This window comes from Luteolibacter flavescens (assembly GCF_025950085.1).
Classification (GTDB): Bacteria; Verrucomicrobiota; Verrucomicrobiia; order Verrucomicrobiales; family Akkermansiaceae; genus Haloferula; species Haloferula flavescens.
In genome coordinates, this window is sequence record NZ_JAPDDS010000010.1 from 1 (window position 1) to 24,325 (window position 24,325).

Annotated in this window: 18 protein-coding genes and 1 tRNA gene; 9 read left to right on the forward strand and 10 right to left on the reverse strand. The window is 61.4% G+C overall.

Annotated elements, in window-relative coordinates; translation table 11 throughout:
* Nucleotides 1–109: 109 nt before the first annotated feature.
* Nucleotides 110–182 (reverse strand) — tRNA-Ala (locus OKA04_RS16670).
* A 389-nt stretch (nucleotides 183–571) separates the two neighbouring features.
* Between OKA04_RS16670 and thiC the strand changes: the two genes are divergently transcribed.
* The 3 genes from thiC to OKA04_RS16685 are packed head-to-tail and all read left to right on the forward strand — an operon-like array spanning nucleotide 572 to nucleotide 4,527.
* Entirely contained in the window at nucleotides 572–2,563 is a 1,992-nt protein-coding gene (gene thiC, locus OKA04_RS16675) for a phosphomethylpyrimidine synthase ThiC (RefSeq protein WP_264502329.1), read from the forward strand.
* 46 nt (nucleotides 2,564–2,609) lie between these two features.
* Nucleotides 2,610–3,779: an AAA family ATPase gene (locus tag OKA04_RS16680; protein WP_264502330.1), complete on the forward strand. Its 1,170-nt coding sequence runs from the start codon at nucleotides 2,610–2,612 to the stop codon at nucleotides 3,777–3,779.
* A gap of 4 nt (nucleotides 3,780–3,783) precedes the next feature.
* Nucleotides 3,784–4,527: an HNH endonuclease gene (locus OKA04_RS16685; protein WP_264502331.1), complete on the forward strand. Its 744-nt coding sequence runs from the start codon at nucleotides 3,784–3,786 to the stop codon at nucleotides 4,525–4,527.
* A gap of 204 nt (nucleotides 4,528–4,731) precedes the next feature.
* On the opposite strand, the gene OKA04_RS16690 is transcribed toward OKA04_RS16685, so the two are convergent.
* Complete coding sequence (locus OKA04_RS16690; RefSeq protein ID WP_264502332.1) at nucleotides 4,732–5,565, reverse strand: DUF480 domain-containing protein; 834 nt, start codon at nucleotides 5,563–5,565, stop codon at nucleotides 4,732–4,734.
* A gap of 67 nt (nucleotides 5,566–5,632) precedes the next feature.
* Complete coding sequence (locus OKA04_RS16695) at nucleotides 5,633–6,445, reverse strand: PEP-CTERM sorting domain-containing protein (protein ID WP_264502333.1); 813 nt, start codon at nucleotides 6,443–6,445, stop codon at nucleotides 5,633–5,635.
* 580 nt (nucleotides 6,446–7,025) lie between these two features.
* Here OKA04_RS16695 and OKA04_RS16700 point away from each other — a divergent pair.
* From OKA04_RS16700 to OKA04_RS16715, 4 genes are all read left to right on the forward strand, one after another.
* Nucleotides 7,026–7,205, forward strand: coding sequence for a hypothetical protein (locus OKA04_RS16700; RefSeq protein WP_264502334.1), 180 nt, complete (start codon nucleotides 7,026–7,028; stop codon nucleotides 7,203–7,205).
* Nucleotides 7,206–7,377: 172 nt separating this feature from the next.
* Nucleotides 7,378–7,926, forward strand: coding sequence for an SMI1/KNR4 family protein (locus OKA04_RS16705; protein WP_264502335.1), 549 nt, complete (start codon nucleotides 7,378–7,380; stop codon nucleotides 7,924–7,926).
* 68 nt (nucleotides 7,927–7,994) lie between these two features.
* Nucleotides 7,995–8,351 (forward strand): hypothetical protein, encoded by a 357-nt coding sequence (locus OKA04_RS16710; RefSeq protein ID WP_264502336.1) that lies wholly within the window; start codon nucleotides 7,995–7,997, stop codon nucleotides 8,349–8,351.
* Between the two features lie 13 nt (nucleotides 8,352–8,364).
* Nucleotides 8,365–8,724, forward strand: a complete 360-nt coding sequence (locus tag OKA04_RS16715; protein ID WP_264502337.1) for a hypothetical protein — start codon at nucleotides 8,365–8,367, stop codon at nucleotides 8,722–8,724.
* 103 nt (nucleotides 8,725–8,827) lie between these two features.
* Here the strand turns inward: OKA04_RS16715 and OKA04_RS16720 are convergent, their stop codons facing one another.
* Together OKA04_RS16720 and OKA04_RS16725 are read right to left on the reverse strand one after the other, a co-directional pair.
* Nucleotides 8,828–11,119: a glycoside hydrolase family 2 protein gene (locus OKA04_RS16720; RefSeq protein ID WP_264502338.1), complete on the reverse strand. Its 2,292-nt coding sequence runs from the start codon at nucleotides 11,117–11,119 to the stop codon at nucleotides 8,828–8,830.
* Nucleotides 11,120–11,254: 135 nt separating this feature from the next.
* Nucleotides 11,255–12,451: a hypothetical protein gene (locus OKA04_RS16725; RefSeq protein ID WP_264502339.1), complete on the reverse strand. Its 1,197-nt coding sequence runs from the start codon at nucleotides 12,449–12,451 to the stop codon at nucleotides 11,255–11,257.
* A gap of 277 nt (nucleotides 12,452–12,728) precedes the next feature.
* Here OKA04_RS16725 and OKA04_RS16730 point away from each other — a divergent pair, with 277 nt between their 5' ends.
* Nucleotides 12,729–16,934: a beta strand repeat-containing protein gene (locus tag OKA04_RS16730; protein ID WP_264502340.1), complete on the forward strand. Its 4,206-nt coding sequence runs from the start codon at nucleotides 12,729–12,731 to the stop codon at nucleotides 16,932–16,934.
* 84 nt (nucleotides 16,935–17,018) lie between these two features.
* On the opposite strand, the gene OKA04_RS16735 is transcribed toward OKA04_RS16730, so the two are convergent.
* Nucleotides 17,019–17,387, reverse strand: coding sequence for a hypothetical protein (locus tag OKA04_RS16735; RefSeq protein WP_264502341.1), 369 nt, complete (start codon nucleotides 17,385–17,387; stop codon nucleotides 17,019–17,021).
* A 199-nt stretch (nucleotides 17,388–17,586) separates the two neighbouring features.
* Here OKA04_RS16735 and OKA04_RS16740 point away from each other — a divergent pair, with 199 nt between their 5' ends.
* On the forward strand, nucleotides 17,587–18,399 hold the full coding sequence (locus OKA04_RS16740) for a hypothetical protein (RefSeq protein ID WP_264502342.1): 813 nt from the start codon (nucleotides 17,587–17,589) through the stop codon (nucleotides 18,397–18,399).
* Nucleotides 18,400–18,434: 35 nt separating this feature from the next.
* On the opposite strand, the gene OKA04_RS16745 is transcribed toward OKA04_RS16740, so the two are convergent.
* The 4 genes from OKA04_RS16745 to OKA04_RS16760 are packed head-to-tail and all read right to left on the reverse strand — an operon-like array spanning nucleotide 18,435 to nucleotide 24,254.
* Nucleotides 18,435–21,077 carry a tetratricopeptide repeat protein gene (locus OKA04_RS16745; RefSeq protein WP_264502343.1) on the reverse strand — a complete coding sequence of 881 codons (2,643 nt, stop codon included), beginning with the start codon at nucleotides 21,075–21,077 and terminating at the stop codon, nucleotides 18,435–18,437.
* 44 nt (nucleotides 21,078–21,121) lie between these two features.
* A complete protein-coding gene (locus tag OKA04_RS16750) occupies nucleotides 21,122–21,829 on the reverse strand; it encodes an NAD-dependent deacylase (protein ID WP_264502344.1) in 708 nt (235 codons plus the stop codon).
* A gap of 45 nt (nucleotides 21,830–21,874) precedes the next feature.
* Complete coding sequence (locus OKA04_RS16755) at nucleotides 21,875–22,258, reverse strand: hypothetical protein (protein WP_264502345.1); 384 nt, start codon at nucleotides 22,256–22,258, stop codon at nucleotides 21,875–21,877.
* 37 nt (nucleotides 22,259–22,295) lie between these two features.
* Nucleotides 22,296–24,254, reverse strand: a complete 1,959-nt coding sequence (locus OKA04_RS16760; RefSeq protein WP_264502346.1) for a TIM barrel protein — start codon at nucleotides 24,252–24,254, stop codon at nucleotides 22,296–22,298.
* Nucleotides 24,255–24,325 lie beyond the last annotated feature (71 nt).

The window sequence follows — 24,325 nt, forward strand, 5'->3', positions numbered from 1 at the left end:
AGGCGTCCTCATATTTGGCGGCGGTCCAACTGCGCTGTGCGCTTATGTGGGCGGAAATCTTGTGACGACACCGTCTAGAGCGGGGCAGATTTGCGGTGATTACAGGGAGTGGAGCATAGGGAATTCGAATCCCTGACCTCTTCATTGCGAACGAAGCGCTCTACCAACTGAGCTAATGCCCCCTTTTCCTGTCGGACGAGCTATGGGTTGCCAGACGCGGAGGCGGGAATCAAGGGGGAAATCGGGGCGAAACCATTCAGGGTGAATGCCATGCCGATTTCCGCCGGGTATCTCCGGCCGGTCCGGCTGTTTCGCACTGCAAAACACTTCCGGCTTGGCAGTTTCCCTTCCTCCGGTAACGTGGCCGTCACACGACAGGAGAGTTCCACGATCGCGGAACTGAGAACGGCCGGCGCGCGGCGAAAATCCTCCGAACCTGATGCGGGTCGCTCCGCCCTAGGAAGTTCGTACCATCCCGACCTTTTCCTTCCGGCCGCGCCTTTGTCAGGGCGCGGCTTTTTCTTTTCCACGGTTTCCCACTCTCAACTCTCAACCACCGACTCTCGACTCCATGATCGCTCCTGAAGAATCCACCGGCAACGACACCGCGGCAGCCACCCACGACGCCTCGCGCGCTCCCCTGCCCGCCTCGACCCGCGTCTATGTGCAGGGCGAGCTTTTCCCGGAAGTTCTCGTGCCGATGCGCGAGATCACCCTGAATGATACGAAGACCTTCAACGGCCGCATCGAGAAGAACGAGCCGGTGCGCGTCTATGACTGCTCCGGCCCGTGGGGCGATCCCGCCTTCACCGGCACCTCGGACGAGGGCCTGCCCGCGCTGCGCCGCGAGTGGATCCTGCAGCGCGGCGACGTCGAGGCCTACGACGGCCGGAAGGTGCAGCCGCAGGACAATGGCTACCTGACCGAGCGCCACGTGGAATTCGCCTCGAAGTCCGAGCGCGCGAACAAGTTCGTCGAGTTCCCCGGCCTCACCTCCGAGCGCCGCCAGCCGCTCCGCGCAAAGGACAAGCCCGTCACGCAGAAGTGGTATGCCGACAATGGCATCATCACGCCCGAGATGGAGTTCATCGCCATCCGTGAAAACATGCGCCGCGCGAAGATCGCGGACATGAAGGAGGACATCGTCCGCAACAACCTCGAGAAGCAGCATTCCGGATCGAACCAGCTCCCGGACAGCCCCTACACGCCGGGCATCTTCCGCCGCTTCCCGCAGCGCATCCCGGCTGAGATCACCCCGGAATTCGTCCGCAGCGAGGTGGCCGCCGGTCGCGCGATCATCCCGCTGAATGTGAACCACCCGGAGTGCGAGCCGATGATCATCGGTCGGAATTTCCTTGTGAAGATCAATGCCAACATCGGCAACTCCGCCGTCGCCTCGTCGATCGAGGAAGAGGTGGAAAAGATGCGCTGGGCCACGAAGTGGGGTGCGGACACCGTGATGGACCTCTCCACCGGCAAGAACATCCACGCCACCCGCGAGTGGATCCTGCGGAATTCCCCCGTGCCCATCGGCACCGTGCCGATCTATCAGGCGCTGGAAAAGGTGAATGGCAAGGCCGAGGACCTCACCTGGGAGCTCTACCGCGACACCCTCATCGAGCAGGCGGAGCAGGGCGTGGACTACTTCACCATCCATGCCGGCGTGCTGCTCCGCTTCGTCCCGCTCACCGCCAGCCGCATGACGGGCATCGTCTCGCGCGGCGGCTCCATCATGGCGAAGTGGTGCCTGGCGCACCACAAGGAGAACTTCCTCTACACCCATTGGGACGAGATCTGCGACATCTGCGCCGCCTACGATGTCTCCTTCTCCATCGGCGATGGCCTGCGCCCCGGCTCGGTGGCGGATGCGAATGACAAGGCGCAATTCGGCGAGCTGGAAGTGCAGGGCGAGCTCACGAAGCGCGCCTGGGCAAAGGGCTGCCAGGTCATGAACGAAGGCCCCGGCCACGTCCCGATGCACATGATCGAGGAAAACATGGCCAAGCAACTCGAGTGGTGCCACGAGGCTCCCTTCTACACCCTCGGGCCGCTCACCACCGACATCGCCCCCGGCTACGACCACATCACCAGCGGCATCGGTGCCGCCATGATCGGGTGGTATGGCTGCGCCATGCTCTGCTACGTCACGCCAAAGGAACACCTCGGCCTGCCGAACAAGAAGGACGTCAAGGACGGCGTCATCACCTACAAGCTCGCCGCTCACGCCGCCGACCTCGCCAAAGGCCACCCCGGTGCCCAATACCGCGACAATGCCCTCAGCAAGGCCCGCTTCGAGTTCCGCTGGGAAGACCAGTTCAACCTCGGCCTCGACCCCGAAACCGCCCGCGAATTCCACGACGAAACCCTCCCGCAGGATGGCGCCAAAACCGCCCACTTCTGCTCCATGTGCGGCCCGCACTTCTGCTCGATGAAGATCACCGAAGACGTCCGCAAATACGCCGCCGAACAAGGCATCTCCGAAGAAGCCGCCCTAGAAAAAGGCATGGTTGATAAATCGAAAGAGTTTGTCGAAAAGGGAGCTGAGGTTTACACGCCCGCGTAGAAATCAGATGTCACATCATTGGCATAATATCTACCTACCTCAATAAATGGTCCACATCCAGAGATTAACAATTCTAGACGTTGGACGAATCAGCAATTTGTCTTTGGAGCTTCACCCCGGCGTCAACCTGATCTGTGGACCCAATGGCATTGGAAAGACTACGATCCTAGAATGCATCGGGCAGGCGTTTAGCCGTGCGTACTCAACAATTCTACGAAAGCGAGTAGGATCAGACACGGGCAGCTTCGAGATCGTTGCGACTACCCACGAAGGGCCTCTGGCTTTACGAAATGAATTGAAATTTTTCACCCCTGAAACCACTCGATGGTCAGAGGGTGCAGGGCCATGGGAGAAAAGTGTACTTACACTAAAAACAAACCGCTTCTTCAACTATATAGGGATAGACTCCCTTCAGAGGGACCCCTCAGATGAGAATCGACATCGGGCGCTGGGTGCAACGGGAATCGAATTCACCGACATAAAGAATTGGTTCGTAAATCGACTCCTATTCTCGGCCCATGAAAACGCTCTAACGACGGAACAAATCGCCAATCTAGAACTCTCCAAGGCAGCATTCTCCGCATTGGATCCGACTGTTACGTTTTCACGGATTTTGCCAGCTTCCTTTGACATATTGCTAAATACGTCAAATGGAGAGATATACTTCGAATACCTCTCCTCAGGCTTCAAGTCTTGTCTCTGCCTGATTTTGGGATTAATCAAAGAAATTGAATATAGATTCAATTCACCTTATATTCCCGCATCAGATTTTTCAGGAATCGTGGTTATTGATGAACTAGATCTTCACCTTCATCCCGACTGGCAAGCCAAGCTAGTCCCGTTACTTCGAACCACTTTCCCACACGTCCAATTCGTAGCGGCCACTCACAGCCCTCACATGATACAAGAAGCCCTTCCTCATGAGGTAATCGCACTTACCGCTAATGAGGAAGGCGTGGTATCCCGACGGGAACTTGCATATGGTGATTCAGGATTCCAAGGTTGGACGATCGAAGAGATCCTCACAGACATAATGGGCATGTCAGATACTCGTTCAGAAAAATACCATCAACTAGAGCGGGAATTTGAACATGCCATAGCAGAGAATAACCGAGATGCAGCAGAACGGATTTTTTCCAATTTAGATAGCTTCCTACATCCTACCAATGTTCAGAGGAAGTTGTTCCGTCTTCAGTTCGGACGCCTAGAAGATTGAAGCGATGATCAAACTACAACGTCCGGCATGTCCAGCAGAACTGAACGCTCAAACTCAGGCGGATCTAACTGCCGAATTTATCCGGACCGGTCAGCGAGCTTGGGACAAGCCTTACATTAGGTCCGCTTTACGAGCCATGTCGGGCGCAAAATGCGCATTCTGCGAATGCATGTTAGAAGAAGAAAGCAAATATCTGGAAGTGGAGCACTTTCAGCACAAAGCTCAATATCCCGATTTGGTTGTAGAATGGACTAACCTCCTTCCAGCCTGCCGCCGCTGCAATGGAAAAAAATCAGTCCACGATGTAATTGCAGAGCCCATTGTTAACCCCAGCTCCGAAGATCCACGGGACAGCTTGATTTTCCGATGCTGTCGTTTTGAAGGTCTCAACGAGAAGGGTCGAACCACAGTGGAAACACTGGAAATTAACGACTACCAATCTTTGGCCCTGGTCCGCTTTAAGATTGCACATGAAATATCGGAACAATTATCTGACCTAGCGCAGAGGCTCAGAGAGTTGCCCGATGGGACGGATTGGAACGTGCGCACTCGCAATAGATTTGTCTCAAAACTTAAAAACCTGCTTATCGAGGCGCAGCCGAAGTCAGAATACGCTGCCACTTCGTCTACAGTTTTGCTTAGCAGCAAGGAATACGCTTTCATCAAAGCTGAGTTTCAGCGGCAAGGTGTTTGGGATGAACAGTTGACAGATCTAGAGCAGCTCTCACAAATGATTACATATCCTTGAGATTCAGATTGAGGATCGCAAGGCCCAGTCTCACCTCCCTCAGATCCGACCTGCATTGACAGCGCTTTCATAGGCGGCCTTGGTTGGGCGTGGCGAAAGGTCCGGCAAAATGCCTGTCCCTACATTAAGAAAATCAATCGCCGGGATTTCGATGGGATGCGGCCCCGACTCACAAGCGTTGAAGCCTGACAAGGCGCAGCACTCTCACGGATTCCCATCGACGGATCGCGGCGTCTGGCCGGCTTTGAGCTCTGCGATCTCGGCCTCGAGGCTGGCGAGTCGCGCCTCGATGGCGGCACGCCAATCGTTCTCCGCAGGTGTGTCGGCGGCGGCGGAAGGGGTGACGATGCCGGAGTAGCCGTCTGCGGCGGCGGGTGAAAGGAGGTGGACGAAGGTCTCGACCCGGCGGCCTTCGCCGACGGGGATACGGCGGACAAGCGGACCGTGCGGGTACTCGATGAACCACGTGAGCGTCTCTTCCACTTCCTCCAGGGAGGAGAAGGTGTGCAGCCGGTCGGTGCGCTGGCGGATTTCCCCGGCGCTCTGGGGACCGCGTAGCAGCAGGACGGTCAGGACGGCGCGCTCGCTCCGCTGCATGCTCAGCACGTCCTGGATGCAGTGCTCGAACTTCGGGGCACGGCCGCCGAGGTTCTTTTCGACGAGGTATTTCTCCGAAAGTCCGCGCAGGGCCTCCGCCACTTCGTCCCCGGTGAAGCGGGTCACGGGTTCCCGGCTGGTGGTCTGGTTGCAGGCCAGCAGCAGGGAGTTCGGCGTGAGCGGGTAGCTGTCGGGCGTGAGAATTTCCTTTTCCAACAAGCAGCCGAGGACCCTGGCTTCTTGAAACGTGAGCTGGATTTCAGGGAAGTGCTGCATGGTCGCGCCGGAGTGTAAGGACAGCGGACCCCGAGGCACCACGAGAAAGCACACGGCCCCAAAGCCTGTCGCTGCAATGAAGGAAACGGGCTTGCCGGTCTCGAGGAGCGCGAGTGCCTGTGCTTTGAATTCGGCGGAGTAGCGTCGCCGGTGCTTCGGATTCATGAAAAAGGCCGCCCGCATGCCTGCGAACGACCTTTTGAGGAAATCCAGCCCAAGCGCCGGAGCTCGGTCAGATCCGACGGCGGCGGACGAGAGCGAGAATCCCGAGACCCGAGAGCAGTGCCACGGATGGCTCGGGAATGGTGCTGACCTGAACGTTGTCGATCAGCGATCCGTTCACCCTGCCACCGAGGAAGATCTTCACGTCATCCGTTCCATTCCATGTGAAGGTATCCGTGCCGATCGGAACCCCGTCCACGAAACCCGTGAAATTCACGGTGGATCCGGCGGCAAACGATGTGAACGCGTATTGAAGGGTGAATCTATGAACGGTCGGCGCGCTCGCAGTCCCCATTTCGTTGACATCCATAGTCGGACCGCCGCCTTCGAAAGTCTGCATCCTGCCATCACCCCGTGTCAAAACACCGTAATCAACATTGGCGTTGTTGACCCCGATGTTCTCGGCACTGTTGCCGACGCGGACGCTCATCCAGTCGTCGGCCGCTCCAAATCCATTCAGATCGAAGTCGTATGAAACCGAGAAGCCACCGTCAGCCAGGATGAGCGAGCCGATCGGACCCGTCGCCCAGTTGAAACCGGGACTTGTTCCGAAACGGAGGCCATTGCTTCCACCACCGGACGCCCCTCCCGCCAACCCCGAAGAGAATTGCCAGGCGGTGCTTCCGGCGTTGTTACCCTGACCGGTCCCGCTTGATTGGAGGACTCCGATCAAACCACCGAAATTGGTTTCCGGAGTGGTGCCGGCATTGTAGTTGGGAGACGCCTCGTTGTTGAAGTTTTCGCTATATAAAACAGTCGCCGCACCGGAAGTGCCGACTGGAAGAGCGAACAGAAGCCACGCGAGGTTGATTTTTTTTCTCATCGATTTCAGGGGGTACGCATGTGGAATTGACCGGGCATCCGTGGGAAATTTTCCGCGGATAGAAAAAGTTCCGGGCTATTTTGATCATCGTCGAGAAGCATTTCGGCTATTTTAGATAGCTATGTACGAAGGCCGTTTTTAAAGCTCGCTTCCGACTCCCAACCCAACGATGCTGCTCTGTTCACGAACACGCGCGGATCGGTAAGGAACTCGAATTCAATCAGTCCTAGAGATCTCCATGTGGTAAATCCCGACTGACATGCATTGAAGCCCTAGGAGTGGAATCGGTGCTCTCCGCACCTCCGCGTTTCGATTCCCCTCCCCCTACGGCATCTGCCGGGCCTTGAGCACGGCGATCTCGTATTCGAGATGGATTCCCCGAAGTTGCATACGGCACGGCAAGGGAGGCGAGATGCCTATGGAGCAGGCTCAGGTTTGGGTATCCTGATTTCTAACCATCGAGGCTGGGAAGGAAGCATCCAAACTGATTGTCAGTCATTTACGACACTATCGACTTGGGTTTTGCGGGTTCCCACGTGGCAGATTGTCCCCGGCACGACGCCTGCGAAAAGCGTCGGCGATGAAGCGCGAAACGGAAAACACCTCCCCGAAGTCTCGTCCTGACACCACCCTGCTCGCCATGATCGTGAGCACGGGCATTCTGATCGCGTGGGCCTATTCCACGTCGCGGAATTCGCCGCCGGTGGATTTCCGCTCCGGCGCGATCCCGATCGTTCCGATCCTGCTGGGCGCGGAGTGAGCGGCGGGTCGAGCTGGCCGGTGTCTGTGAGGATTGGGGAGCGTGGGATTGCCTCTCCGTGACAAAGCCGGACGCTGGCGGAGTTATCATGGCGTGACCGCACAGGCTTGATGCCGCCCCGGGCTGGGCGGTAGACATCGGCCTTTCGCTTATCCTGCCACGTCTACCGGCCATGTCATCCGCCCAAGACCAGACCCGCGACATCATTGATCTCATCTGGGATCGCGAGAAGTATTACATCGTGTCCGCGTGCGAATCCGCTCCTTCGCGCGAGGATCTGTTAGCCTTCGCCGCGCGGTATGGAGTGACCTTTCCGGAGGATTATCTGGCCCATGCATCGAACTACTTCGGCGGGCTGTATCTGGTGGTGAACGAGGAGATCTGGCCCCGCCACAAGGCCGGTGATGTGGGGCCTTTCTGGAGTTTCCTTTACGGGGTATTCACCCATGCGCTGAGCGATGAGGCTCCGGAGTGGATGCAGCTCGGCCCCGTTGCCGAGGAGTTCCGGGAGATGGGCCATCAGGTCGTGCCCTTCCTGAAGATCATCGGGGACGCCGATGTCTATTGCTTCGACGCGAACGGGAGCATCCAACGCTGGCTCCATGAGGAAGATGCATTCGAGCCCTACGAGGGCGGCTTCTTCGATCTCCTGCGGCAGGAATTCCTGGAACTCGACGAGCGCCGCAAGCGCAAGGAAGCGGGAGGCGAGACCTCGCCATGACCTCCCGGCTGGCAAGCTTCCGGAGAGCATATCTGGCGTCGCTCGTCATCCTAGGGACCTCCTTTGGCATGGCCGCCGGCGGCTTCATCTTCGATGGCGAAGTGGTCATCGGCGCGTTGTTCCTGGTGGTAGTCGGCATTGCGATAAGTCCTATCCTGCGCCCGGGTGGCATCCTCGGGTGCCTGAAGCTTTCCGTCGCGATCGCCTCGGGAATCGCCGGTCTAGCCGGAGTCTCACTGCTGGCGGACTTCGTCTATCTCGCCAGCACCCGCGGTGGCGAAGGGCCACGCGGCGAGGGTTCACCGATGCAAGGGATCGCCGCCATGATGTTTGTGGCATTGCTTTTCTTTTGCCCCTGGCTTATCACCGCTCTCCGTGGGATCGCCGCGATCCGCGATCAGCCAAGTGATTCCCAGATGCCGTAGGAGCCCCTTCCCCATGAGCGCACCTGTCCGAAGACCGATCTCGCCGAAGGAGGAACTCGTGGTCTCGGTGGTGCTCGCGCTTCCGGTGTGCGCGGCGAGCCTTCTCACGGTGAACCTGATTTCCGGATGGTCCCTTTCGCCGTGGGCTTACGCCGCGTGGACGATCATCTCGCTGGTGTTGTTCGGGGGATTCCTGATGCAGAATACCGTCGAGGCCCTGTTCGTTCTCGTCATCTACGGCGGCTTGATCCTTTTCTGGAGCCGCTTCGCGCCGTCATGGATCATCATGCCCATGGCCGCGGCATGCCTCGCGGCCTACGTCACCACACGGATTCATCGCCACTATATCGACAAGCGATCGTGGATCGAATGAGGGATCTCCCCCGCCCTGCTTCCCCTGGGGCAAAAAAGAAGCGCGGTCGATGAGGCCCGCGCTTCCGGTGATGATGGGATGACCCTGTCGCTTCAGGAAAACCTCACTCCGCGGTGAGCGGCGCGTGGATCTTCTTCAGCTCCTCGGCAGGGATCTTGATGACCTTGCGGTCGTAGGACATGAGACCATTGATCTCTTCCTCGACGTCGGCTGTCTGGGTGTAGACACCGCCGGCGATGCCCTTGGCCTTGAGGTCGGTGAGGATCTGGATCGATTTCACGTAGCGCTCGCGGTATTCCTCGATGCTCTTCGGCAGGCCGCCGTAGCCCCAGTTTTCCTTGCTGACGTTCCAGAGGTGGTCCTTCACCGGCCAGCCGTGGCCGCCGAATTCACCGACCACCTTGATGAAGTCATCGTAGCGCTTGTCCTCAGTCGGGAAGCCGGGATCGGGGTAGTGGTGGAGGTCGGCGATATCGCCCACCGGCCAGAAATTGCCACCGCTGGCGATATTGATGTGGCGGGTGGCATCGCGCTTCACCGACCAATCGCCCACCTGCATCGTGCGGTGCTGGCCCCATGCTTCATTGAAGGGAGTCCAGACGACGATGCTGGGGAAGTGGCCGAGCAGCGTGATCATGTCATCCAGCTCGGAGAGCCACTGCTTGTGATCCTCGTCGGACCACTCGGCGTCCTTCGGGTCGAGGTCGAATTTCGTCCACGGCGGGCTCGCACCCCCGCTCACCTGGTCCTGCCAGACCAGCATGCCGATCTTGTCGCAGTGGTAGTAGTAGCGCTGCGGCTCCACCTTGATGTGCTTGCGGATCATGTTGAATCCGGCGTCCTTCAGCCACTGGATCTCGAAGACCATGGCATCGTCGGACGGCGGGGTGAGCAGGCCATCCGGCCACCAGCCCTGGTCGAGCGGGCCCCAGTGGAAGATCGTCTTGCCATTCAGCGTGAAGCGCCAGCGACCGTCCTTGTCCTTCACCTTGCCCACCTGGCGGAGGCCGGTGTAGCTGGTCACCTGGTCGGTGACCTCGTCGCCCTGGCCGAGGATGGACACGCGGATGTCATAGAGGTGCGGGCTTTCCGGAGACCAGAGCTTGGCATTCGGGATCTTGACGGGCTGGCCGCCGGTGCCTTCGGCGATGACCTTGCCATCCTCGAGGACCTCGATCTTGCGGGAGACGTCGGCGTAGTCGGCACCGTGGAGCTTGCCATCCACCTTGATCTCGCCGGTGGCGATGTCGCTGGTGATATTCAGGCCGGTGATGTGCATCTGCGGGACTTCCTCCGCCCATACGGTCTGCCAGATGCCGGAATTCCGCGTGTAGAAGATGCCGCCGGGATTCAGGACCTGCTTGCCGCGGAGCTGGGAGCCGCCGGTGGAATCCTCCACGCGGACAGTGAGCGTGTTGCCGCCTTCCTTCTTCAGCACATCGGTCACATCGAAGTGGAAGGGCAGGTTGCCACCCACGTGGGTGCCCACTTCCTTGTCATTCACCCAGACCTTCGCACGGTAATCGACCGCCTCGAAGTGGAGGATCGTGCGCTTGCCTTCCTTCGGGGTGAGATCGAGCGGGCGGCGGTACCACAGCGCCTCGTAGGGCTGCAGCATGCGGCGCACGCCGGAGAGCTTTGACTCCACCGGATAGGGCACGAGGATCTTGCCCGCCCACTTCGCCGGGGTGCCGGCGTCCAGGGTGGTGATGGCGTAGTCCCAGTGGCCGTTCAGGTTCGTCCACTGCTCGCGCTTGAGCTGCGGGCGGGGATACTCGCGCCAGGCATTCTCCGCGGTGACCTTTTCGCCCCACGGGGTGATGAGCTTCGAATGCACCGCGCCATCGCTGCCGAGCAGCGTCCGCAGGTCGGGCAGGACCTCGGTGTCGATCACGTGGGCATCGATGTACTGGCCGCCGCTGCCCTGGTGGCAATGCACGGCGAGGAGATTCGCACCGGCCACGAGAGTATCGCGGGCGCTGAGTTCCAGCGGCACGATCTTGTAGGCTTGAGTGTAGCCGCTGAATTTCGCGATCTGCTTGCCATTCAGGAAGACCTCCGCGTCATCGTCGTGATGGATGAAGAGCGCGGGCTTCGCGGGCAATTCCTTCAGCTCGAAGGTGCGGCGGAGCCAGATGTCATCGGTGGTCCACTCCGTATTCACGATGCCGCCGGGGGCACGCTTCGGACCTTCCTTGCCGCCGAATCCACCGGGGCCGGACTTCCATGCCGCGTCATCGAAGCCCGGGGCTTCCCAGCCGTCGGCAGGCTTGTCGGTCGTATATTTCCATTGCGGCAGGGCCGGTGGTTCCTGAGCCTGTGTCGTGGCAGCCAGGGCCAGCAGGCCGAGGCAGCCAGCGAGCGCGCGGCGCGGTTTCGGTTGGGTGTCTTTCATGAGAATCGGAAAGGTTTGACCAGTGATACGGGTTTGACCGGGCAATCTTCCACGCATGCCGGACTTTCCCGCAAGGAAAACCAGATCAATCGCCCGGATATGACGGGACGCAAATCTCCCGGCGGCACAATCGCGTCACAGGCGGGCAGGCTCCGGCTTCCGCCTCAGCACGCCGCCGATCCAGCCCTTCACCGCGGCAAATCCCCTCGCCATGGCATGCTCGCGGACGCCGTGGAGCTTCAGGTAATCCGCCAGAGTCTCCTCGTGGCCACGGTAGCGCGGCAGGAATATCAACAGCGTGGCCTCCGAGGATTCGCCCGCGTGGATCAGCGAAGGGGAAAAGATCCCCTTTTCCACATGCCTCATGCCCTCGGGTAGCGGGATGATACGCTCGTCTAACACGCACCAGCGCCGGTAGCGGAAGACCGCGGTGCCATCCTCCGACAGCACCAGACGTCCGCCCGTGCGCGGTGGCAGCCCGGACATCCGGCCGAGCGTGAAGACGTGCGGCCGCTCCGGAGTCGCCCGTCGCTTGCCCCGCCATGGCAGCAGGATGTCCACGGCAAAGCGCGCGCCGAAGATCGCGAGCCTCATCGCCGCCGGGGCCAGCCAGATCGCGACCAAGATGATCACCACGCATAGCACCGCCGCCAGCCACGGGGCGACGGCATAGGCCAGACCAATCACCGCCAGCAAGCCGGTGCGCAGGAGCTTCAGCGCGGCATCCACCGTCGAGAAAGGCGAGAGGACGATCAGCACGTTGATCGCGTGGCTGCAAACCCACACCAGTAGGAAGGCAATCACCGCGCCGGGCACCATCAGCCAGGACAGATTGATGACGGCCATCGTCTCGCCGAATATCGCCGCCGCCGGGACCACCGCTTTCTCTGCTTCGAGATGCTTCGCCATCTCCGTGGCGACCAATGGTACGAAGGCCCCGCTGGCGACGAGCGCGCTCGCCTTGTCCTCGAAGAGCTCCACCATGTCGAAGGGCTTCTTCAGCACGCCCGGCACGGCGGTCCCGAGCGAGTCCTTGAGAAAGCACATCGCCAGCAGCACGAAGCCCGTCCCCCACGCCCACGGCTGCGCGTACCATGGCAAGTCCGGGCGCGCCTCGGCGGGAGATTTCCAGTAGCGCCACGCACCCACCGTGCTCACGCCCAGCAGCGGGGAAATCGCGACACCCGTGATCTCCGTGATGCCTTGGGTGATTGCGACGCCTGGCAGGTATTTTTCCTCCGCCGCGGCAGGAGCTGGTGGCTTCACCTCCTCCACGGCGGACACCGGTGCCGCCAGCAGCGACAGGCACAGGGCTACGAGCACTCTGATCATGATGTCGCTATATCACCGACATCGCGTGGAGTCCATTTCCGGATCGCGGAGATACATGATCGGGAAGGCGAGGCCACTTCCCCGTTCGGGTGATCACCCGACTACTCCCTTCGGGCTATTGGGAGTGCCTCCGCGATTGAATAGCTTCAATGCATAACCCTGCCCTTTCATGGCCGATTTCCGTCCATGGACCCGGGAAACCCAACCAAGACCTAAGGCCGTGATCGCCCGTCCCCAGCGGTGCCCGCGGTGCGTTTATCCAAACCCAAGCAACCCGATGAAAGCCCGTTTCCTCTCCCAAGCCAGCATCATTCACTCTCCCACCCGCTCCGCCCTCGTCACGTCCGCCGCGCTGTGCGCCGTCACCACCTCCGCCCTCGCCGCCAACCAGACGTGGGACGGAGAGGTGGATGGTAACTGGGCGACCGCCAACAACTGGGTGTCGAATGTTCCGCCCGGCATCACCGCACCGGCGAACAACAACGTCGGCCAAGGCGACGTCGTGACCTTCGATGCGGCCTCGCCAAATACCACCGTCACGGCCGACGACACGCGCTTCGTGAATTCCATCGTCTTCGCCGGGGCGGCCCCGTCTTACAATGTCGCGGGAAACCTGCTCTACCTCAGGACCGGAGGGAGCATCTCGATGACGCCCGAGGTCACCGCGCCGCAGCAGATCTCCGCCATCATCCGCGTGCGGCAGAGCTCCAGCTCGAATGGCGCGTATTCCTTCACCAACAACTCGTCCACTCCTGCTGCGACGCTGAGCATCACGAACCCCGTCTTCACGCTGACCAACGCAAACGGTCGTCCGACGACATTGACCCTCGGCGGTTCCCACGCCGGTGAAAACATCATCAGCTCCGCCATCACCAATGCCTCGGGCGGGCAGGCGGTGAACATGATCAACAAGACAGGAGCCGGCACCTGGGTGCTGTCCGGCGCGAACAACTTTTCCGGCACGGGCGCGACCAACGGAGCAAACGGCATCCAGATCACGGAAGGTGTGCTGGCGATCACGAACAACGCCGCCCTCGGGACCAGCGGGACGGTGAATGCCATCCAGACGACCGTCAGCGGTGCAGGGACCCTCGAGATCCGCGACGGACTGGCCGTGGACAATGGCGTCTCGCTCAATCTCAACAACGGCGGCACCATCCGCTCCGCGGGGACGACCAGCACGCTGGGCCGCATCAATGTCGGTGCCGCGGCGGGGACCAGCGCGACGATTTCCACGGTCTTCGCGGGCAATGTCTTCACCATCGGGAATGCCGCGAATGAATTCACCGGAGGTGCAGCGGACTCGGTGGTCCATGTCACAGGGCCCGGCACCGTTTTTCTCCCCTATGCCAACAACTACACCGGCGGATGGTCGGTGGATGGAGGCACGCTCGACCTTGGATCTCCGACCGCACTCGGCTCGTCCGGCAGTCTCCACGTCGGTGCCGGGGCCAAGGTGCGGACGCTCGGCTACAACGTGACGCTGAGTCATCTCTCGGGCGATGGCTCGATTTCCAACGACATCGAAGGCCCATCCACGATCACGGCGAATATCGCGACATCCAGCACCTTCGGCGGCCAGCTCCACGATGGCGCGGCAGGCATCCTTGCATTCACCAAGACCGGAGCCGGAATCCTGACCCTCGCGGGAGCGAACACCTACACCGACGTCACCACCATTTCCACCGGCGGGCTGAATCTAACAGGCAGCCTCGGCAACACCCTCGTCAGCGGTGGATCGGGCGCGACACTCTCGGGCACCGGGAGCATCGGCGGCAGCGTCAGCACCAGCGCAGGCTTCCACATCGCTCCCGGCGACGGTGGCAATGGCAGCGTCGGCACGCTCTCCACCGGATCGCTCGCGCTCGGCTCGGATTCGCAGCTCGACTACGACATCACGAGCACCGCCGCGCTCGACCGCATCAATGTCACCAACAGCGGTGGCCTCTGGATCGGAGGCGGACAGCTCAACATCAATGGAGGCAGCGCGCCTTTCACCACGAATGGCGTTTACAATCTCATCTCCTACAGCGGCTCGGTCGCGGGCTCCGGAGTGGGCGCGCTGTCGGTGAATGGACTGAACAAGTCGGTCACGAAGACCTACACCTTTGGCACCAGCGGTGGCTTCGTCACCTTGACCGTGGCGAACAGCGGAGCAGTGCAGAACTTCTGGAACGCGAATGCCAATGCGAACTGGAATGCCGCAGGAAGCTGGAGCCCCGGTGCGGCACCGAATGCAACGGGGGCCTTCGCGGGCTTCGGTGGCGGTGGCACGGAGATCACGGCGGACCGCACCATCACGGTGAATGGAGCCTACACCGTGGGCACGCTCGCCTTCAATGGCGCGGCGAATGGCCGGAGCTACACGCTGGCCGCAGGCAGCGGCGCGCGGATCACCCTGAACAACGGCACCACCGGGGCCTTCGTCACGAGCACGTCCGGCAGCCATGCCATCGACTCGCCGGTCACGATCACGAACAACGGTGCCACCTTCACCATCACCAACCCGGCCGACACGCTGACGGTGAACGGAGTCATCGACGGCAGTGCCACGGCACTCACGAAAGGCGGCGCGGGCACCCTGGCACTGAACGGCGGCAACACCTACTATGCGGACACGATCATCAATGGTGGCACCCTTGCCATCAACAACTCCAGCAGCTTGGGTGACCCCGCGTTCATCACCATCCTGAATGCCGGCACGCTGCGGACGACGGCGGACATCGTGAGCACCCGCACCTTCCAGGTCGGTGATCTCGCGAGCACCATCTCCGTCGCGCCGGGCACCACCTACACCATCGACGGACAGATCACCGACGCGGCGAATGTCGGCGTGCTGAACAAGGCCGACAGCGGCACGTTGGTGCTTACCAACTCGAATTCCTACACGGGAGGCACGGTCGTGAATGCCGGCACCGTGCAGGTCAACAACGCCTACAGCCTCGGCGACTTCTCGAGCCCCCTCACCCTGAATGGCGGCACCCTGCAGGCCACCGCGAGCTTCAATGGCAACCGCATCATCACACTGGGAAATGCGAACAGCGCGATCTCGGTGGACGCCGGCGTCACCTACGTGGCGAATGGCGCGGTGGGTGGAAGCGGTGCACTCCACAAGACCGGCAGCGGCACCCTGACGCTCGGCAGCAATGCCAACACCTACTCCGGCGGCACCGTGATCAGCACCGGCACCCTAGCAATCAACAATGCCTCCTACTTGCCTGCGGGGACGCTCACCTTCCAAGGCGGGACGCTCCAGAACAACTACGGCAACAACAATTCTTACTACTTCAACAATCCCATCTCCGTCCCCGCGGGCCAGACCGGAACGATCAACATGAACAACCGGATGAGCCTGGGCGGAGGTGCCGCGGTCTCCGGCAGTGGCACGCTGAACGTGAACGTCAACACGACCGCAACGCGCGACGACTTCAGCAACAACTGGGCGGGTTTCGCCGGGCAACTGAACATCGCGGGCAGCGGCACCGTCCGCCTCCTGAACAACGGGGGCACCTTCAATGCTGCGTCGTTCGCGAATACCTCGGTCGATCTCGTCGGAAGCGTCCTGCTCGAACCGAGCAACAACACCAACGGCAACACTTACACTTTTGGCGCGCTCTCCGGGAACTCTGCAACCGCAGGCATCAAGGGACCTTCGCAAGGCGGAGCATCCACACTCAGCATCGGAGCGCTCAATACGAGCACCACCTTCGCAGGGCAGACGCTCGTTGGCCACCTGACCAAGACAGGCTCAGGCGCGCTGTCCCTCACCGGCACATCGCCTACTGGAAACGTAGTAGTCAGCGCGGGCACGCTTTCCCTGGCCGTAAACAACCTGGGCGACGCCAGCACCGTGACCGTCGCGAACGGTGCCACGCTGCATCTGGCCTTCTCGGGGACCGACAGGGTCGCGGCGGTGAATTTCGACACGCTAATCGGTGATGGCATCTACGGGGCGATCGGATCCGGTGCCGAGTATGAAACCGCATGCATCACCGGACCCGGATTCATCCAGGTGGGCGGAGATCCATTCACCGGCTGGATCGGTGGCTTCGCGGTGGGCGGCCTCACGGGCAAGGCAAACGATCCGGATGGCGATGGCCTGAAGAACATCGAGGAATTCGCCCTGGACGGAAACCCGGCCAGCGGGGCCGCCTCCGGCAAAGTGCGTTCGCGGATCGAGATGGTCGGAGCCGAGCAAGCATTGGTCATCACCCTGCCGGTCCGCAATGGCGCGGACTTTCAAGGTGCCGCATCGAAGACCGCAATCGTGGACGGGATCGAATACAAGATCGAGGGATCGAACAACCTGAGCCTCTTCGACCAAGGCGTGACCGAGATCCCGGTCAGCGCGGCCGGCATGCCCACGCCGCTTTCCGCGGGCTGGACCTACCGGACCTTCCGCCTCGACGGAGCAATCGGAGGATCAACGCCGCGGGGTTCAAAGGGATTCCTGCGTGCCGTCGTGAAGGGCGTCACTCCCTGAAGCTTCCTGCGAGCCATCCTTTGAAATCATCAGGCCGGGAGAAACCGTCTCCCGGCCTTTTCCGTGGAGCTGGCCCTCCGGAATTCAGAAATCCACGGCCGACCCAATTGAATCGACGATAGACTCCACCAATGCGAAGGCACTTTCGGCCACCACATGGTCCAGGACGTCCGACAAAGTACGACGCACGCCGTACACCGAGAAGACGAGCAACAGGATGCCCGCGCCGAACATGCCTGCATAAGCGACCGACATGTCGAGCACCATTCCGGTGCCACCGCCGGCAATCAAGGCAATCCCTATCGTACCAAGCAAGAAACGCGTCAAGGGATGCAGCATCTGAACCTTCAGCGACAGCACCTCCTCCCGGTCGAGCGCGTGATGCTGCTTCTTCGCCTCACGGATGCCCGCCTTCACCGCGCGCTTCCTGATCTTCTCCTCCCGGCGATTCATGAGCGTAAAAATATCATTCGTAGAAGCAGGTGAACTTTCAACCCGGTGAGAATCGGCGAGGCTTCAACCGCCGCCGACCACGTGCCAGCGATAGCCGAACCCACCAGATGAGGTCAAGACACCGGCATCGCCAACCCCGGAGACATGGAATCGGAAAAATTGATTGAATGAGAATCGCGCATTCCGCGTTTATAGCGGCGTGAAATTCCTCCCTCTCCTCCTGCTGACCTTTCCGATGCTCCTGGCTGCGGAAGAACCCAAGGATAAGAAAGAAGACAAGCTGGCGGAACTCGTCACCTTGAACGGGAAGCTCTATCAGGACGTGACCATCCGGAAAGTGGAGCCCGATGGCCTCTCCATCCTGCACGCCGCAGGCACGGCCAAGGTGCCCTTCGAGCAACTCTCCTCCGAACTGCAGGAGAAATACGGCTATACCAAGGAAGCCGCCGCCGAGCACAAGGAGAAGATGGAGGAAGCCCGGCTGAGACAAGCGGAGGCCGAACAGGTCGCCCGCGAGAAGCGGGAGAAAGCGACGGCCGATCACACGAAAAAGCAGGCCAACGAGGAGCTGACCAAGAACCTCCAGAAGGCGGCGGTCATGGTGCAGATGCACGCATTCCAGGATTCGCGCATCGGCTTGATCGGTAGGCTCACCGTTGGGACGCTCGTCTCCGAACCCGTGAAAAGCAAGATGGGCAGCACCATCAGAACGGAGCAGAAATGGCGCTATCGAACCCAGTCGTTCAACGCGATCATTTCAGAAGCCACCGGCGCAGATATCAAAAGGGTTTCCCATTCCTACGAGGTCCCTTACGGCCTGCCATCTTACACCACCAGGTATTTTGCATGGGAAGGCAAGGGATGGAGGATCGGCAAGATCCGCTACAAAGACAGAGACGGCATCATCACGACCATCCCGTACTACACCGCGGACGAATCCGTCGCCTCGGAATTCTTCAAGAAGAACGGCTTTGGCAAGGCGTCGGAAAATGTGATCCTGGAGATCAAGTGATGGCGGGCTCGCTAACCGCCATCAACTCCACCTGATCATTTCGGCGGGAAGGGTCCTTCCACGAAGCGCCGGTGCTGGCGGATCAATTGGAAATCGAGGGCACCCCCTTTCAAGGACCGGGTGGAGAACTCCACCGCCTTCTCCCGGTCGCCGCGTGCGAATTCCACCTCGGCCATCGTGTCGAGGTAGGCAGCCTGGAGTGGATGTCGCTCCAGTGCCTTCGTCAGGAACGCCTCCGCCTCGTCGAGGTTGCGGCTCGCGCGGGATGCCAGCCAGGCGGCGGAGTTGCGGCTATTGTCGCACTCCGGGAACTGTTCGATGCGCTTCGTCACTGATGTCCACATGCGCTGGAAGATGTCGTCGTGCAGCTTGGTCAGTCCTTCCACACGCATCGCCGCGAAGAAGTGATCGGCCATCGCATTCTCGGCATAGGGCAAGGCCGCCCAGCGCTCGATCTCCGCGGAAGCAGCGGCGCGGTCTTTCTGAAGGTTGGCCATCGCCCGCGCGACGCCGGCATCGATCCGCGCCTGCAGTGAGGCCGACATGGAAAAGGTCGGAGAGATGCGATAGTTTCCCCCGCTCGCGGATGCCTGGCTGAAAGCCTGCGCCTCGGAAAGTGCGGCCATCATCCGCCAGTCTCCCCTCGCCTGGGCATCGTCGGCCAGGCGCGGCATCAGATCCGGGAAATAGGCGGCACCCCGGGTGCACTCCGCTCCTGCCCGCATCCACCAGCGGGAGGCACGCTCGAAATCACCCGCCACCGCCAGCTCGTCCGCGCAGCCGAATTGCGTCTGCACCTCGCCGAGAGCCAGCATCTCCGCCCGCTTTTCCTGGGCATCGGCAGCTTCCACATCGCCGGAGAGGCGGAGGCAGATGGACGCGCGGATGCGGTCCACGGCTTGGGACGGCTCGGTCTCCACCACCTTCATCCAGGTCGCGGCGGCATCCTTCCACTTGCCGAGCGTTGCCTGAGCGCGGCCCTTTTGCCGCAGCATGTAGATATTGTCATTCAGCTCCAGGGCCTCGATGCAGCGCAGGGTATTTTCCTTGTCACCCAGATGATCATCCAGCGACGTCATCAGCTCGACCATCGGGCGACGGGCGCCAGCCTCCTCCTTCTCGATCGCCTTCCATGACAGGTCGATGAAGCGGGCGCGGTCTCCCTTCGTATCCGGCAGCAAGTCGAAGATGCGGCACATCCACTCCAGCCGCTCGGTGTGATCCAGCGTTGGATCGAGCCTCGCCGTCCAGCTCCAGAGGCGATCCGGGTCGTCGAGGAAGTCGAAGAGATTCGACACCGCCAGCCCCCAGCGGACCTCGTCATCACCCGCGAACTGCGCCACCGATTTCAAGACAGGCTGCACGGTCGCGATGCTGTTGACGTAGGTGAATGGCCCGCGGAAAAGCCGGTTCAACGTGCCGATGTAGATTTCCTGATCCGCCTGGCTGAGCTCCAGAAGCGGCGCCAGGAAAGCATCATCCAGTTCCGCAGTGAGCCCGCGATGCTCCAGGAAATATCCGAGCGTCGCGAGTTCGCCGACCTCGGTGCCTTCGCTGTCCTCATCCGGCAGCGTGCGGAAGCGCTTGGCCGCCCAGCCCTTGTAGTCCGGCTTCTCCGGGTCGAGCCCCAGCGCCTTCAGCGCCTCCTCGATCCGTTCGGTGGCCTCGAAGTAGTAGAATGCCGCGCAGGGATCCAGCTCCACGAGACGCTTCTCCGCCTCTGCCACATCGCCGGTCAAAAACAGCAGACGGAGTTCCTTTGACTGATCTTCCACATCACCGCCACGAGCTTGCCGTCGCAGTTCGCGACCGATCTCCGGCGGGATGGGCTTGCCCTCGGCAGTCAGGATCGCGAATTCCCGATAGCGCTGGAAGCCCGCGGCTGCCTGCATCTGTGGTGCCGGTCCGGCCGTATGGAGCCACGGCAAAGGATCGCCGGACAGCAGATGAAGGCGTGCTGCAGCCTGTTCCAGCCCCGCCTTCTCCGCTTCCTCCGCGGCCTCCGGCAGACGCCCGGCGCAGGCGAGCAGGGCATAGCGCCAGAGAGAGCCGGCCTCGCCTTCGAGATTCTTCGCCTTCTCCAGCTCCTGATCCAGCGTACCGGTCGCCCGATGGAGCGCGGCCTTTGCCATCAGCTCCGGGGACTCCGGGCGGGCCATGTCGAGATACGCGAAGGCCCCCGCCAGATCCGGCTGCTCGCTGGACAGGCAATCCCGGGCGGCCTCCACGGCCACACCGCGCACCGTTTCCTCCAGCATCGCGAGCGTGTCCGTATTCTTTTCCAGTGCGTAAAGTTTCAGGATCTGGCGGAAGGCGCGCTGCCGCTTCAGCTCCGCGATCGCCGCGCGCTTCTCGTCCACGCTGCCTCGGTCGTAGCGCATCACCTCCGCCACGATCTTCGGCGAGCTGTCCGGCAGGATGCCGAGCTGGATCTTCCGCACCAGTTCTCGGGCCCTCACCGCGGCCTCGGGGTCCTTTGACTCCATGGCTCTCTCCAGATCCGGCAGGGCCTTGTCGCCCAGAGCCCAGAGCTCGCGGGTCGCCTTCTCGCGCACCGCGTAGGATTCATCGGAAAGCGCGGCCACCGAGTCCGGGAGCGGCACGGGGTCCTTCGTCGGGGTCACCGGTGCGGCCAGCGAAGCGGCTGCCAGCGCGATGCTCCAATATGTCGGTGCCACTCTCAGCTTCATCGGGTCACAGCGTCCGATCTTTGGGCGGGAAATCAACTCAGATCCTTGGCGGCCGAGATCACACCTTCCACCCAGGCCGGCACCAGTTCCCCCGCCCGGCCGCGCCGGCTCTCATGAAAAACCCCGCTCGCGGCACTTTCCTCCAGATTCAGCTCCAGCGTGGGGACGCCGGAATGCCGCGCCCACGTGACGAAGGAAGCCGCCGGATACACCCGGCCCGAGGTGCCGATCGCGACAAATTGATCCGCCGAGGAAATCGCCGCCGAGATCTCATCCAGCCCGAATGGCATCTCGCCGAACCAGACGACGTGGGGCCGCATGCAATCGATACCCCGGCATGCCGGGCAGATGGAGGCGCGGCTGAGATCCTCGCGGCACGGGACGACCACGCCGCACTCCTTGCAGCGCGCTTTGAGCAACTCGCCGTGCATGTGCAGCACCTCGTGCGACCCGGCGCGCTCGTGGAGATCGTCGATATTTTGAGTGACCAGGGTGAGATCCACCCCGCGGGCACGGCCAAGCTTGGCGAGGGCATGGTGGGCGGCATTCGGCTCCACCTCCTGCACCTTTCGCCGGCGGCCGTTGTAGAACTCGTGCACGAGCTGCGAATCCCGGGCAAATCCTTCCGGCGACGCGACATCCTCGACGCGATGCCCCTCCCACAGGCCATCGCTGCCGCGGAAAGTGGGCACGCCCGATTCCGCAGAGATCCCGGCCCCTGTCAGCACCACGATTTTCATTCGCGACAAGAAAGCCGCGGCAGGCATCGGAAGCAATCGCGCAGCTCAATCGATGCCTGTGGGCTTCCAATCGTCCTCCGCCTCGACGGGCATGTCAGGCACCTCGGCGGGCTGACTTTTCAGGACCTGATAAGTGCCGACTCCGATCACCACCCAGAGCAAGAGCCCGACGAAGCAGACCCAGCCCGCTTTCAGCGCCCTGCGCTTGCCAGGCTGATGTCGCCAAAAGATTGAAGAGATGACATCCTGCTTCTTTTTCCTGAATCGGTTTTCTTCAAACAAAGCATCCAACGGCGCGAGGTCGAGCCGACCGAGGGTAATAATTGTGAGGAATGCCGAGCCGGTCAAATGGCCCAACGCGCCGAAGACATAGCCGACGATAGTGGCTACTGGAGCAATGATTGCCCCTATGACTTCATCCGCAGGCATCTGTCGTCAGCGTTGCGACATCAGGCCGACTTGGCAATCATCGCTTTGGCAACCCGGGAGATATGGCAATGTCTCCGCGCAGCATCTTTCCGATTTCTCCGGTGAGCCACAGGTAGTGGTCCGATCTCACGTCGGGCTCGGCGAGAAACCGGCTGGCCCCGACCGGCGGATTGCCCGTCGTCTTGAAGATCGCCGTACCCTCGTCCATTTCGTCAAACATCGCGACATACAGCGAGCGCGACCCGGCCTGCCGGGCGGCGGTAGCCTGGCCCCAGAGGAATCGCCCGCCGAGCCGCGGGATCATGTCGAATTTTGCATCGCGTCCGCGGCTCTTCTCCAGATTCTGCCAACTGAACCCGGGAAAGATCACCGGGAGATAGTCCAGGCCCCGCACCCTGCACCACGCCAGATCCGGCTCCAGCAGGGCACCGCGACGAGCCTCGGCATCCTGCGGTGTCCCGAAGCGACCAACCGACCACGGGCTGACGATGTCCGCGAGCGCGATCAGCTCATGCAGCTTCGCATCCTGGATCGTATCGCGATCCAGCGTGCGCCAGTAGCACGGGACGCCGAGCATCACCGAGAGCCCCTCGCCCTTGAAAAAGCGGATGAGCTTCTCCCACTCCGCAAGCGCGGGTGGGCGATCATTGAAGCCGAGTCCCCACAGCGTGACCAGGGGCCGGTGACGATACTTCAGGTAAGCAGGGTCGCCGCCTACCTTCAGCCGCTGCCAGTCCTCAATCACGCTCGGGAAGTCCTCCGGCTTCAGCCCGGAGAGGTCATACATCAGCGACCATTCCCGGCCTTCCTCTTTCGCGGCATCACGGACGTGTGAAAGCACCCGATCCATGGGATCGCGAGAGCGCGGATCGCGAGCGTTCGTGGCGAAGCGCTGGAGGAATGCACCGTCGATCCCGTGCTCGCGCATCCAGCGGAAATGCCGCCGGATCGTATCAGGATGTACCGAGCTGAAGACCTCCGCCACCGAGCCATCCGCATAACGGAAGGCCGTGGCGTGTCGCTCGCCGGGACCAAGCTCGCTCACATCCGGCCACATCTCGATGTGCGAATGCCCAGGCTCGAACTTCCCATCCACCGCATAGTGATGCCAGCCATTGCCGGAGCCGTCGCCCTCACAACGGAACCACCCTTGGTAGCCGGTGAAGATCTTGCCATCCAGCAGCCCGTTCATCTTTCGCCACGCTGACATCGAGCGGCGAAGGTTCTCCCGCTGATCGCCTTTCACGCCGTAAGCCTGCAGGCCCACCGGCCCGTGCCACTTCGCTTCATCCTGCAACCGCCGGATGAATCCTGCAGTGTCATAGGTCCCCTGCCCGAGCGGTTGGATCAGCCGGTCCCATCCCATCGACTTCGTGTCACCCTTGTCGGCACCGTTGATGGTGACAAATTGCAAGCGCGCCGCCTCTCGCGAAATCGCCGGGAGCGGATCGACGTCGCCCTCCACCTTCAGCCAGTGGCAGAGATTGAAGGTGATGCCGACGTTGCCGCGATCCACGACCGAGGCGATTCTCGACGCATCGGAAAACATCTCCAGCCAGTGGCCTGCATGGGGGTAGAGGGACACCTTCACGCCCGCCAGGGAGGCGTGGTCGGCGATCTCCCGCAGCGCAGCCACGGCCACGTCATCTCCTCCCGCCACCTTGCGAACGGCGATCCACAGCGTGGAGTCATGCCCCTTCAAATCCCCGACCAGCTTCCTGATCTCCGGGGTGAGCGCAGGCTCCCCGGCGGGAAAATCGAGGGTCAGGTAAACATTCCACAAGCGCAGCCCGCGCGCCTCCAGCCTTCCTCTGAGCGCGGATACCTCATGACCGCTGCCACCGAGACCATCATAGCCAAGCGCGTCCAAGGTCCCGGCCACCGCCTCCGGCTCACCGGAGATGCCGGGGTCCATCGCGAAGAATGGATTCGCTCCCCTGCCCGTGAGGCAGAGGAGCAGATACAGGAAAACGCAAGCGATGGCACGGACTGGCATGGCAGGATCTAACGAAACCACCTGCCGGATACGCGCAGGAATCTCAAGATTCCTCCACGTATCCTATCATT

Coding starts and splice junctions, on each gene's coding strand:
- thiC (WP_264502329.1), top strand. CDS start 572: ATGATCGCTCCTGAAGAATCCACCGGCAACGACACCGCGGCAGCCACC.
- OKA04_RS16680 (WP_264502330.1), top strand. CDS start 2,610: ATGGTCCACATCCAGAGATTAACAATTCTAGACGTTGGACGAATCAGC.
- OKA04_RS16685 (WP_264502331.1), top strand. CDS start 3,784: ATGATCAAACTACAACGTCCGGCATGTCCAGCAGAACTGAACGCTCAA.
- OKA04_RS16690 (WP_264502332.1), bottom strand. CDS start 5,565: ATGAATCCGAAGCACCGGCGACGCTACTCCGCCGAATTCAAAGCACAG.
- OKA04_RS16695 (WP_264502333.1), bottom strand. CDS start 6,445: ATGAGAAAAAAAATCAACCTCGCGTGGCTTCTGTTCGCTCTTCCAGTC.
- OKA04_RS16700 (WP_264502334.1), top strand. CDS start 7,026: ATGAAGCGCGAAACGGAAAACACCTCCCCGAAGTCTCGTCCTGACACC.
- OKA04_RS16705 (WP_264502335.1), top strand. CDS start 7,378: ATGTCATCCGCCCAAGACCAGACCCGCGACATCATTGATCTCATCTGG.
- OKA04_RS16710 (WP_264502336.1), top strand. CDS start 7,995: ATGGCCGCCGGCGGCTTCATCTTCGATGGCGAAGTGGTCATCGGCGCG.
- OKA04_RS16715 (WP_264502337.1), top strand. CDS start 8,365: ATGAGCGCACCTGTCCGAAGACCGATCTCGCCGAAGGAGGAACTCGTG.
- OKA04_RS16720 (WP_264502338.1), bottom strand. CDS start 11,119: ATGAAAGACACCCAACCGAAACCGCGCCGCGCGCTCGCTGGCTGCCTC.
- OKA04_RS16725 (WP_264502339.1), bottom strand. CDS start 12,451: ATGATCAGAGTGCTCGTAGCCCTGTGCCTGTCGCTGCTGGCGGCACCG.
- OKA04_RS16730 (WP_264502340.1), top strand. CDS start 12,729: ATGAAAGCCCGTTTCCTCTCCCAAGCCAGCATCATTCACTCTCCCACC.
- OKA04_RS16735 (WP_264502341.1), bottom strand. CDS start 17,387: ATGAATCGCCGGGAGGAGAAGATCAGGAAGCGCGCGGTGAAGGCGGGC.
- OKA04_RS16750 (WP_264502344.1), bottom strand. CDS start 21,829: ATGAAAATCGTGGTGCTGACAGGGGCCGGGATCTCTGCGGAATCGGGC.
- OKA04_RS16755 (WP_264502345.1), bottom strand. CDS start 22,258: ATGCCTGCGGATGAAGTCATAGGGGCAATCATTGCTCCAGTAGCCACT.
- OKA04_RS16760 (WP_264502346.1), bottom strand. CDS start 24,254: ATGCCAGTCCGTGCCATCGCTTGCGTTTTCCTGTATCTGCTCCTCTGC.